The following is an 11,359-nucleotide window of genomic DNA, read 5'->3' on the forward strand; positions in this document are numbered from 1 at the left end:
CAATAATCAAACCGCCTATGGAGGTGATAGCAGCACCCATTAGCCTGCGCCTCTAGAACAGAGGGTTAGCCGAGGCCATTGCCGTATCGCTACCTGATGTCAACCCATGCCAGTTTTTAACATAACCTACGATTGGGTGTGAGGAACAGTTCCCTAGTATCGGCGTTCTGCAATAGTTTTCAACACCAGCTGAAGGAGTGAGATCTCGGCCCTTGGGCTCCCCGGATGTCACCTATTCTCTACCCTAACTTCCTATGACCACTGTTATATCAGGGACGGCTACGGCAGCCTCCGATCGCACCGATGACGTGACTGTACGCGCCTATTTTTTGGGTCAAAGTGTTGATTTAGGTGCCCTAGCCAAACCTAGCGGCCCAGCACTGGTGCCGGCTTCGCCGCTGGTAGTACCGGTAGGGCAGAGCGGGCAGGGGGTGCTGTTTAGCTATGGTGCCGTGGTGCTGTTTGGCCTTTCAGCCACCGCGGAACAGGCTTTTATTAGCAGCCTTAGACCCCACATTGCCAATCCTATTGACCACCCCGAAACCGAAGCGGCCACCATTCGCCTGGCCCCCAACAGCAGCGGCAAAGTGCAGGATGGACTGATTTTTTTGTCGTCCCTTGATGAGCTGCGCCTGCACCTGGTGGCTGATGTGATGGCCAAGAGCGTAGTGCTAGCCCACTACGAGATCGGCGCGGCGGCTGTGTTTGACCGCATTGAACCCTACGCTGTGGAGCTGCAACGCCAGCACCGTCCCAGCGTTCAAGGCGACCAGTTGCTCAAGCAGATTGGCCAAACGCTAATGATTCAGCACAAGATTGTGGGTCGAGTCGAAATCATCGATAAGCCCGAGCTGCTGTGGGAATATCCTGAGCTCGATTCCTTGTACCACCGCCTGGAAGACGAGTACGAAATTCGCGATCGCCACTCGGCCCTAGAGCGCAAGCTCGATCTGGTCAGTCGCACCACCGAAACAGTGCTCGACCTCCAGCGGCACCAAACCGGCCTGCGGCTGGAGTGGTACGTGGTGCTGCTAATTGTGGTAGAAGTGCTGCTCTCGCTCTATGACCTGTTTGTTCGCCCCCGCTGAGGTACCCGATGGGAAAGTCTATTGTTGTAAATCAAACCGAGTTTGAGCAAGCGGTGCTGCAACCGTCATTTGAGAAGCCGGTGCTAGTCGATTTTTTTGCCACCTGGTGTGGCCCCTGTCAGCTGCTCAAACCCATGCTCGAAAAGCTGGCCCAGGAGTATGACTTCACCCTGGCCAAGGTTGACATTGACGCCAACCCCGAGCTAGCCAAAACCTTTAGGGTCGAAGGGGTGCCCGATGTGCGCATTGTCAGCCAGGGGCAGGTGCAGGAGGGGTTTGTGGGGGTGCTGCCTGAGCCGCAGCTACGGGAGCTGTTGGCTGGCCTTGGTTTGCAATCTTCTTTGGAGCAAGATCTGGCGGCGTTTGAAGCTGCCCAGGCCAGCGGCGACACAACAGAAATTTATCCAGCTCTAGCCACGCTGCTGACCCGTTACCCCAACAACGGTCAGATTTTGCTCAAGGCGGCCCAAGTCTATCTGGTGCAGGGGGACGATGCCCTGGCCAGTCAGTATTTGGATTTGATTGACCCCAGCGATCGCGCCACTGCCGACCAAGCCGACGGCATTCGGAGCCTGCTGACCCTGCGCCAATCCTTAACCGACCTAGGCGGCTCTGAGCTGGATGTTGCCTATGGAACCGCTGGCCAAGCGGCGCTAAAGGGCAATTTTGCCACTGCCCTGGAGGGCTTTTTGGGAGTGGTGGAGCGCGATCGCACCTACCGCAGTGACGCCGGTCGGAAGGCCATGCTCACCGTTTTCAAACTGCTGGGCGACAGCGACCCGCTCACCCTCACCTACCGCAAGCGCCTGATGCAAGCCCTTTATTAAACCAACCCTTTACTTAGGAAATTTTGAAGAATATGAGGCCAAAAGCGTTTGGTTAAAGCCACGACAGTTATTGTAGAGACAGTTCCCTAAGCTGATTTTTTAGCATTTTGGCCAAGGCTACCTAATCGGTAAACCCTATGTCTCTCCTGGCACGCTGGCTTCAGTTTTTGCGATTTCTCGAAGGGCTGTTGGAGTTCTTAGACTTTCTCACTACCCCTCTGGGTTTGGTAGCTAGCGTTGGGCTGGGGCTCTACAGCGTGCTGGTGTTTGTTGGCACCGAAGCTTCAGCTGCCGCCACCCTAGCCGGGTCAGTCGCCTTGGGCCTCAGCTGCCTAATCACCCGCCCCGACTTTTAACCCCTGCTATTCTTCCCCTAGAAAAACTACTTGTTCGCGCAGCCTGTCTAAGAGCAAGCTATGCACTCTACCGTTCCCTCTTGCCGCTAGAGAGACTACGCCCACGACCCCGCTACTTCGCTAAAGTGCTGCCGCGCTGAGTTCTGCCAACGTTTTTCACCCAGGGCGTACCACCTCCCTCATCTTCCCCACCTCACCCATTCCCTCACCCTCTTCACCTCCATGCTCCCCGCCGCCGAGGCCGAAGCCAAAATTCTCGATCTAGTGCCGCTCCCAACCGAGGTAGAACAGGTTTCCCTAGACGCCTGCCTGGGTCGTGTTTTAGCCAAAGCTATCCCCAGCCCGCTCGATTTTCCCCACTGGGATAACTCGGCGATGGATGGCTATGCCGTGCGCTACGAGGATGTGCAGGGAGCCAGTGCTGAGCAGCCCAAGGTGCTGACGCTAACGGAGACGATTCCAGCGGGGCGATCGCCTCAGCTCCCCGTCGGCTCAGGCCAGGCCGCCCGCATTCTCACGGGCTCCATGCTGCCTGCTGGAGCCGACACCATCGTGGTTCAAGAGGTCACCCAGCGCCAGGGCGATAGTGTTTTGGTGCTAGAAACCCCAGAGCAGCAGCAGTTTGTGCGCCACCAGGGCAGCTTTTGTCGGGCAGGCGAAGCGCTCATGGCCCCAGGCCTCTCCATTGGTGGGCCAGAACTGGCGGTGCTGGCCTCGGCTCAGTGCCTTCAGGTGCCAGTATTTCCTCAGCCTCGGGTAGCCATTCTCTCCACTGGCGATGAACTGGTGATGCCAGACGCTCCGCTTCAGCCAGGGCAAATTGTGGACTCTAACCAGTACGCGCTGGCGGCATTGGTACGGCAGGCGGGGGGAATTCCACTACCCTTTGGCATTGTGCTCGACCAGCCCCAGGCGCTGAGAACCACAATTCAGTCGGCGCTGGCTCAGGCAGATGTAATTGTGTCATCTGGGGGCGTCTCTGTCGGTGACTACGACTATGTCGATGAAATTTTGGCTGAATTGGGGGCGACGCTGCACATTCGCTCGGTGGCGGTAAAGCCCGGCAAACCCCTCACAGTGGCAACCTTCCCGACGGAACGGGGAACTGCGCCGCTGTACTTTGGCCTGCCGGGGAACCCGGTGTCGGCCCTGGTGACCTTTTGGCGGTTTGTGGCCCCGGCCTTGCGGAAGCGATCGGGCCTGGCTACCGGTTGGGGGCCAAAGTTTGTGCCCGCTACGACTCGCGATGACCTTAAGTCGGGTGGCCAGCGAGAAACCTATTTGTGGGGCAAGATTGAAACTACTGCCCAGGGCTACGAGTTTGCGTTAGCGGGCGGCGGCCATAATTCTGGCAATTTGATCAACCTGGCGGGAACGAACGCTCTAGCGGTGGTGCCGGTGGGGACAAAGCTGATCTCTGCTGGGGCAACGGTGCAGGCGATGGTGGTGGGTTCATAACAGTCGGCTCCTTGATTACGAGCCGGGTACAACCTCCGCAGAATGATTAGTCTGGTTTCTTTGAGCGATGATCCCACAGGCATACTCCATCGCCGCAGAGTTTAAGGGGTCAGGGTCAACGGGCATCCAGCGATCGCTGCCCACAGGGCCATCAAACTCGACATCGCGAAAGCGGCGGCGATCGCAGTCATATTCAGTTAAATAATCGGTGCGCTGGGGCTGCCCAGAGCGGCGATCGATATAGTAGCTGCCCACCCGCACATGCCCCTGTGCCACAGGCTCTATAGAGTCGATATCGACAAACTGCTGCTGCTGACCTTGGCTGGCTTCGGCCACTGCCTGCCAGGTGGTAGCCAGGGCGCTGGTAGGGTACATAGCCCAAGTCAGCGCTAACCCTAAAACAAAAGCAACCATCCTGCCCAGCCACCATTGCGATATTGGCTCCAAAGGCAACAGGACATGCTTAAGAAATTGTGGGCGTTGTTTCACGGTGAGCGGTCTGGGAATATTGTGGGCTTAGGTTCAGGCAGCGATTCGCGTAGCGATCCGTTTCGGAATCACCCCACCGATCATGAGTTACCTCAGCCAGCTTGGTCAAGGCCATGGGGTTGGACACAGGTAGCAGAAGTCCAACCGCGACCCGCAAAATTTGCACAATGACAACGTTAAAGGGTGGGGAAAAACAGCGCTCGGTAAGCCCCGATTAACGCCTCACCCCAAAACAGCGTGAGCACGGCACCGATCGCTAAAAACGGGCCAAAGGGCATGGGCTGACGGCGACTGATGAGTTTGAGGGCGATCGCGCCGCCCCCCACCGCCGCCCCTACCACACAGGCTAAAAACCCGCTGAGCAATACTCCCTGCCAGCCTAGCCACGCCCCCAGCATCGCCGCCAGCTTGGCATCGCCGCCGCCCATCGCCGTTTGGCCTAACGCCGCCGAGGCGAACAGGGTAATTAAGTCAAAAATCCAAATGCCTAAGACCGCCCCCAACACTCCACCCAGCAAACTTTGCATGGGACTAGGCCAAGGGTCACCTTGAAGCAGCGGTAGCAAAAACTTCACCCCCAAACCGAGCAACAACCCCGACTGGGTAAGGGAGTTGGGCAGCGTCAGAGTATCAACATCAATAAACGCCAGCGCCACCAGCCAGCTCAGCAGTAGCCAATAACCCACCGTGAGCCAGGTGGGGCCAACCAGCCAAAACGTCGCCAAAAACAGCGCCCCTGTAAACGCCTCAATCAGCGGGTAGCGAGGAGAAATAGACGTGCGGCAGTAGCGACAGCGCCCTTTGAGCCAGAGCCAGCCCAGCACCGGCACATTGTCGTAGGGTTTGAGCTGGGTATGGCACTTGGGGCAGCGAGACGGCGGGTGCAGCAGCGACAACCCCGCTGGTACCCGGTAGATCACCACATTGAGAAAGCTGCCCACAGCGGCACCAAATAAAAACACAAGGGCAGAGGTGACGAGGGCATCCATAGTAGGGCAGTAAAGCGGACAAAGGACAGTAGTGATGTGGGGCGAAACCAGTCGCGGGAGGGTACCGTTGACTGTCTGGTTGTCTCAATTAATTGACCAGCTAGGTTTAGAATGCCCAGGACGCTGGGGATGAACGATCTGGTTGGGCCATCGGTCTATGGCCAGGCTCAGCTAACGCCCATAAAATCAAGGGCAACCCATCTTTCCTAATTCTATGTCCCCCGACGCCACGCCCTTTTCCCCAGAAACCCAGGCCATTCACAGCGGCCGCAGCATTGACCCCACCACGGGAGCGCTAACGCCACCAATTCATCTCTCCACCACCTTTGAACGAGACGGTGATGGCAGCTATCCCAAAGGCTATATCTATGGCCGCAGCGGCAACCCCAACCGCGACGCCCTCGAAGCAGCTCTCACTACGCTAGAGAAAGGGTCAGAAACCGTCACCTTTGCCTCCGGGTCTGCCGCCACCTTCAGCCTGCTGCAAGCCCTCAGCCCAGCAGATCATGTGATTGCCCCCCAGAGCGTCTATTTTGGGGTGCAGCAAATGCTGAGCCACGTTTTTGCCCCCTGGGGCTTGAGTCATACCCTGGTAGATACGACAGACTTGGCGGCGGTAGCCGAAGCCCTACGCCCCAATACCCGTCTGGTGCTGATCGAAACTCCGTCTAATCCACAGCTGGCCGTCACCGACATTCAAGCGGTGGCCGACCTGGCCCACCAGGCCAACGCCTACCTGGCTTGCGACAATACCATTGCCTCCCCGGTGCTGCAAACTCCGCTCACCCTGGGGGCCGATTTTGTGATTCACGCCACCACCAAGTATCTGGCGGGCCATGGGGATGTGATTGGCGGCGCAGTCGTAACGCGCGAAACAAACTCACTGTTCGCTCAGCTGCGGCTGGTGCAAACCATCGGCGGCGTGGTGCCGTCTCCATTCGACTGCTGGCTGACGCTGCGCGGTCTGCAAACTCTACCCCTGCGGGTACGCGCCCAGGCCCAGGCGGCCCAAACCATTGCCACCTGGCTCTCCCAACATCCGGCCATCGAGCAGGTGCTCTACCCCGGCTTGCCCGAGCATCCAGGCCACGCCGTCGCGCAGAAACAAATGCAGGGCTATGGCGGGTTGCTCTCGTTCTTAGTGAAAGGCGATCAGGAAACAGCTATGGCAGTCGCCGCCAAAACCAACCTGATCGCCCGCGCCACCAGCTTTGGTAGCCCCCACAGTGCGATCGAACACCGCGCCTCGATCGAGAAAGGTACGACAACCGCCCCTAACCTGCTTCGCCTCTCCGTTGGCCTAGAGCATGTCGATGACCTCATCGCTGACTTAGACCGAGCCTTAATGCTCAAGAATTAAATGAATATAGAACAGCCAGAACGGCTATCTAGGTCAGACAAGATGCCTACCTACAAAACGCGGATTTTATTCAATCCGCGTTCTTAAGCAACTAGCCCCACATCCAAACCAGGCTAAAGTCACCGAGGCCAGGCCACCGCCGCAAGGACAGCGGTGGCCTGGTTTACTTTTTCTGAAGACTAAAGTGGCAAAATTTCTCATGCAGAGGCGATCGCCCAGATTTGACGCAACTCTCTAGGCTTTAAAGCTGCGATCGCCACTCTCTTAGTGACGGGTCTAACGCTGGTCACCCTGGCAGTCAGCTAATTTTGTTCAGTTTCGCAAGCAGTTTTTAAGAGCCTTTGGAGAAAGAGCGCTATGTTTGCAACCGATGGTTCTGCTAGTTCGCAATATTATGGGCACCCCAAAATTTAACAAGCTGCGGGGTCAGGCGATCGCCCTTCACTCCAAAACTATTACAAACTTCTGCAATTGCTTTAGCATCGATAGCAAAGAGCACCAAGCGCTAATTCGCAAGGTTAAAGCTAATGGCCAACGGCTCGGTTTTCTAGCCTAGGTGATATTGATTTAATTTATAAAGTCGCTGATATGCAAAACCCCTAGCCGTGGCTAGGGGTTTTTTGTTACCCGTGAATTCAACGGGTTTAAAGACGGATTTGCTTTGGGTGCGATCGCCAGGTGCTTAACTCAACCGTGATATTTATGAAACTATACGCTCAAATGTATTTTCCATATTTTAACCGTGCCGTCGGAATGGGTACTGAGAATCGCCTCATTGGACAAAGAAATTAGTTTTGAATTGCCTGCTGCATGAGCCATTGTTTTGTGCAATACGGCCCCCGAGCCAACATCCCAAATAATGAGCCGACCGTTTTTATCCATGCCGCATAAAACTTGTCCGCTGTAGCAAAAGACCAAAGCATTAATTGATTGGTGAAATGATTCAAAAATGATCTTTGGCTGCCGGTTAGGATATTTCCAGAGGCAGATTTCACCAGATAGACTACCAGAGGCAAAAATTTGCTTTCCAGGTGAGAAGGCTAAAGCTTTAACGGGTTCATTATGTCCCCTCAAATTCATCACGCTGCCGTCTCTAGACACGTAGCAAAGATTAACGCTACCATCTTCAGCACCAAAAACGGCTCCATCTCCTGTTGAGTTTAGAAATACTGAAAAAGTTACTGCCTTTTTGCGAACTATTTGTTTAATTTTTTTATTTTTCTGAAAATCCCATGTCTGAATAAATCCAGCAGCATCGGCAGTGATAATAAATTTGCGTGAATAGCAGAGATCAAAGGCCGTAACTCCGCGATCGCAGATCAACATTGACTTAACTAGGGAACCGTTGTTGAGGCTCCAGAGATTTACAGTCCCATCAAGGCTACTACTAAAAAGAAATTGATTATCATCGCTAAATATTAAGTTGGTAATCTCCGCCTTATGACCTTTCAGGCAGGAAAATTGCTTTCTCGCTTTATAGTTCCAAAGGTCAATATCGCCGTTATTCTTTCCCAAAGCGAGAAATCTCTGGTTTGGACTAATGGCCACTGCACAAATCGGCTCTGAGATTTCTGCAAAGACAGACTCAGGATGAATCGTTGCTGAATAGCCAGGTTTCTTAACTCCAGGTGGCTTTTGTTCTGTTTTAGGCTTTTCTCTGCTAGCAGAAGGGCCAGTTCTTGCTGGACAGGATTTTACGCCAAAGATTCCAACAACTTCAGGGTCGAGGTTGACGGCGTTGAAGCCCAGTTCTCTCGCTCTTCTTAAGTCACTTGCGCTTCTATGATCAAAGCCAATTTCTGAGAAGATTAAGCTTCTGAAATAGTAGGCTTCAGAGAATTTAACATCGAGCTTAACTGCTTTACCCAATTCCTCAGCGGCTTCTGTGTACTGTCCTCTCTTTGCAAAGAATTTAGCTTTGTCGAAAGATTCCTGTGGCGTTACCTTTCGAGTCCTTACCGTTGTACTGGTCTGCGCACAGCTGGTGTACCCAACTGCTCCTTCCTGATGGTTTTGTAAAATCTCATAAGCAACATTAATCGCCTTGATTCTTTCCTCAGCAATTCTGGCGTTAGTAGGATCATTAGCAAATCTATCTGGGTGCCACTGTTTTGCTAGCCGCTTGTAAGCCTGCTTCAGATCTTGCTTTGAAGCACCCGGTTTGAGACTGAATAATTGGTAACAGGTGTCAAGATTTGACATACTGGGATGAGAGCAGTCCTTTCAGACTAAATCAGAGGAAGGTGTACCGCTCTCAGAATTCCCTACAAGCAGAGAAACTTTCATAAACAAAGAGCCCCGATGCAATGCATCGGGGCTCTTTACTTTACCTAACTAGCCCAACCTAGCCGAAGCGGCTTGAGGTCGAAGCTATCAGGAAGGCCGCATAGGTGAGGATGTAACCCACCGTAAAGTGAGCTAGACCCACAACCCGACCCTGGACAATGGACAGGGCAGCGGGCTTGTCCTTCCAGCGAACCAGGTTCGCCAGGGGAGTGCGCTCGTGGGCCCAGACCAGAGTTTCGATTAGCTCTTGCCAGTAACCGCGCCAGGAGATCAAGAACATGAAACCGGTAGCCCAAACCAGGTGTCCAAAGAGGAACATCCAGGCCCAGACGGCTAGGTTATTCATGCCGTAGGGGTTGTAGCCGTTGATTAGCTGAGAGCTGTTGAGCCACAGGTAGTCGCGCAGCCAGCCCATCAGATAGTTAGACGACTCATTAAACTGAGCCACGTTGCCGGACCAGATAGCGAGATGCTTCCAGTGCCAGTAGAAGGTCACCCAACCAAGGGTGTTGAGCATCCAGAACATAGCCAGGAAGAAAGCGTCAAACGCACCGACATCGCAAGTACCGCCACGGCCGGGGCCGTCGCAGGGGAAAGCATAGCCAAAGTCTTTCTTGTCGGGCATCAGCTTCGAACCGCGCGCATCCAGCGCACCCTTGACCAAGACTAGGGTGGTGGTGTGCAGACCCAGGGCGATCGCATGGTGAACCAAGAAGTCGCCAGGGCCAATGGTCAGAAACAGCGAGTTTTTGTTGCTGTTGATGGCATCAAACCAGCCAGGCAGGTAAACGGCATTGGCAGTTTGAGTTACGCTGTCAGGGTTCGACAGCAGTGTGTCGAAACCGTAGAGCAGCTTACCAGAGCAGGCTTGCACCCACTGGGCAAACACAGGCTCAACCAGAATCTGCTTTTCGGGGGTGCCAAAGGCCACCACCACGTCGTTGTGCACGTACAGACCTAGAGTGTGGAAGCCCAGGAACAGCGACACCCAGCTCAGGTGCGAGATAATCGCTTCCTTGTGCTCTAGTACGCGGTACAGCACGTTGTTGTGGTTGGCTTTGGGGTCGTAGTCACGCACCAGGAAGATCGCACCGTGGGCAAAGGCCCCCACCATAATGAATCCAGCAATGTACTGGTGGTGGGTATAGAGGGCCGCCTGGGTGGTGTAATCCCGAGCCATAAAGGCATAGGGAGGTAACGCATACATGTGCTGCGCCACCAAGGAGGTGATCACACCGAGGGAAGCCAGGTGAATCGCTAGCTGGAAGTGCAGCGAGTTGTTGTAGGTGTCGTAAAGACCCTTGTGTCCTTCACCCAAACCGCCACCGGGGGGCTTGTGAGCATTCAAGATTTCCTTGATGCTGTGGCCGATACCGAAGTTGGTGCGGTACATATGCCCGGCGATGATGAAGATCACCGCGATCGCCAGGTGGTGGTGGGCCATATCCGTCAGCCAGAGAGACTCTGTTTGAGGATGGAAGCCGCCCAGGAAGGTCAGAATTGCAGAACCAGACCCAGTCGCCGTACCAAAGATATGACTAGAGGTGTCGGCATTTTGGGCATAGACCCCCCAGTTACCAGTGAAGAAAGGCATCAAGCCTTCGGGGTGGGGCTTCATCGAGAGGAAGTTATCCCAACCAACGTGGACACCGCGGGATTCGGGGATAGCCACGTGCACCAGGTGACCGGTCCAGGCCAGCGAGCTGACGCCAAACAGACCAGCCAGGTGGTGGTTGAGGCGAGACTCGGCGTTTTTAAACCAGGACAAGCTAGGGCGAAACTTGGGCTGAAGGTGCAGCCAGCCTGCGAACAGGAAGACCGCCGACAAAATCAGCAGAAAGACAGCGCCACTGTACAGGTCATTGTTGGTGCGCATGCCGATGGTGTACCACCAGTGGTACACGCCTGAGAAGGCGATGTTCACCGGGGTCGAAGACCCGGCCTGGGAGAAGGCATCTACCGCAGGCTGGCCAAAGTGAGGATCCCAAATCGCGTGAGCGATCGGTTTGATATTGAGCGGATCTTTGATCCACTGCTCAAAGTTGCCTTGCCAGGCGACGTGGAATAGGTTGCCCGAGGTCCACAGAAAGATGATTGCCAAGTGGCCAAAGTGGGAGGCGAAGATCTTTTGGTAAAGATTCTCCTCCGTCATGCCGTCGTGGCTTTCAAAGTCGTGGGCGGTGGCAATCCCGTACCAGAACCGACGCGTGGTCGGATCTTGGGCCAAGTCCTGGCTAAATTTAGGGAATTTAGTTGCCATGAATCAAAACGGATTCTAGTACGACATTTGAGTCATGAGTGCGGATGTAGGGGCGCAGAGCCTGCGCCCCCAGGAGATTCCATGACGAGAAACCTAGCCCACCGCGATAATCCGAGCCAGGAAGAAGGCCCACGTAGTGGCAATTCCCCCCAGTAGGTAGTGGGCCACACCCACAGCCCGACCCTGAGTGATGCTCAGAGCGCGAGGCTGAATAGAGGGCGCTACCTTCAGCTTGCTGTGAGCCCA

At 54.8% G+C, this 11,359-nt stretch carries 11 protein-coding genes; 6 read left to right on the top strand and 5 right to left on the bottom strand.

From position 1 onward, the window contains the following. Positions 1 to 254 precede the first annotated feature (254 nt). The 4 genes from H6F57_RS11130 (at position 255) to glp (ending at position 3,729) form a co-directional block, all read left to right on the top strand. Positions 255 to 1,088: an RMD1 family protein gene (locus H6F57_RS11130; RefSeq protein WP_190630864.1), complete on the top strand. Its 834-nt coding sequence runs from the start codon at positions 255 to 257 to the stop codon at positions 1,086 to 1,088. Positions 1,089 to 1,096: 8 nt separating this feature from the next. Then, positions 1,097 to 1,915, top strand: coding sequence for a tetratricopeptide repeat protein (locus H6F57_RS11135; RefSeq protein WP_190630865.1), 819 nt, complete (start codon positions 1,097 to 1,099; stop codon positions 1,913 to 1,915). Positions 1,916 to 2,052: 137 nt separating this feature from the next. Further along, positions 2,053 to 2,271 (top strand): hypothetical protein, encoded by a 219-nt coding sequence (locus H6F57_RS11140; RefSeq protein ID WP_190630867.1) that lies wholly within the window; start codon positions 2,053 to 2,055, stop codon positions 2,269 to 2,271. Positions 2,272 to 2,493: 222 nt separating this feature from the next. Further along, entirely contained in the window at positions 2,494 to 3,729 is a 1,236-nt protein-coding gene (glp, locus tag H6F57_RS11145) for a gephyrin-like molybdotransferase Glp (protein WP_190630868.1), read from the top strand. 15 nt (positions 3,730 to 3,744) lie between these two features. Here the strand turns inward: glp and H6F57_RS11150 are convergent, their stop codons facing one another. Together H6F57_RS11150 and H6F57_RS11155 are read right to left on the bottom strand one after the other, a co-directional pair. Next, the gene (locus tag H6F57_RS11150; protein WP_190795002.1) at positions 3,745 to 4,143 is read right to left on the bottom strand and encodes a hypothetical protein; all 399 of its coding nucleotides are present in this window, start codon (positions 4,141 to 4,143) and stop codon (positions 3,745 to 3,747) included. A 251-nt stretch (positions 4,144 to 4,394) separates the two neighbouring features. Next, complete coding sequence (locus tag H6F57_RS11155; protein ID WP_190630871.1) at positions 4,395 to 5,207, bottom strand: A24 family peptidase; 813 nt, start codon at positions 5,205 to 5,207, stop codon at positions 4,395 to 4,397. Positions 5,208 to 5,421: 214 nt separating this feature from the next. Here H6F57_RS11155 and H6F57_RS11160 point away from each other — a divergent pair, with 214 nt between their 5' ends. Together H6F57_RS11160 and H6F57_RS28355 are read left to right on the top strand one after the other, a co-directional pair. Continuing rightward, positions 5,422 to 6,567 (top strand): aminotransferase class V-fold PLP-dependent enzyme, encoded by a 1,146-nt coding sequence (locus H6F57_RS11160; protein ID WP_190630873.1) that lies wholly within the window; start codon positions 5,422 to 5,424, stop codon positions 6,565 to 6,567. 370 nt (positions 6,568 to 6,937) lie between these two features. Beyond that, positions 6,938 to 7,123 (top strand): electron transporter, encoded by a 186-nt coding sequence (locus H6F57_RS28355; RefSeq protein WP_190630874.1) that lies wholly within the window; start codon positions 6,938 to 6,940, stop codon positions 7,121 to 7,123. A 152-nt stretch (positions 7,124 to 7,275) separates the two neighbouring features. Here H6F57_RS28355 and H6F57_RS11165 read toward each other — a convergent pair whose 3' ends face one another. The 3 genes from H6F57_RS11165 to H6F57_RS11175 all read right to left on the bottom strand — a co-directional run. Continuing rightward, the gene (locus tag H6F57_RS11165; protein WP_190630876.1) at positions 7,276 to 8,769 is read right to left on the bottom strand and encodes a DnaJ domain-containing protein; all 1,494 of its coding nucleotides are present in this window, start codon (positions 8,767 to 8,769) and stop codon (positions 7,276 to 7,278) included. 142 nt (positions 8,770 to 8,911) lie between these two features. Then, positions 8,912 to 11,113, bottom strand: coding sequence for a photosystem I core protein PsaB (gene psaB, locus H6F57_RS11170; protein WP_190630878.1), 2,202 nt, complete (start codon positions 11,111 to 11,113; stop codon positions 8,912 to 8,914). Between the two features lie 93 nt (positions 11,114 to 11,206). Continuing rightward, positions 11,207 to 11,359 (bottom strand): hypothetical protein (locus H6F57_RS11175; RefSeq protein ID WP_190795003.1); only part of this gene is annotated, 153 nt, incomplete at its 5' end.

Origin of the sequence: Leptolyngbya sp. FACHB-60 (genome assembly GCF_014695775.1) — a bacterium.
In the GTDB taxonomy this organism is placed as follows: domain Bacteria; phylum Cyanobacteriota; class Cyanobacteriia; order Phormidesmidales; family Phormidesmidaceae; genus Nodosilinea.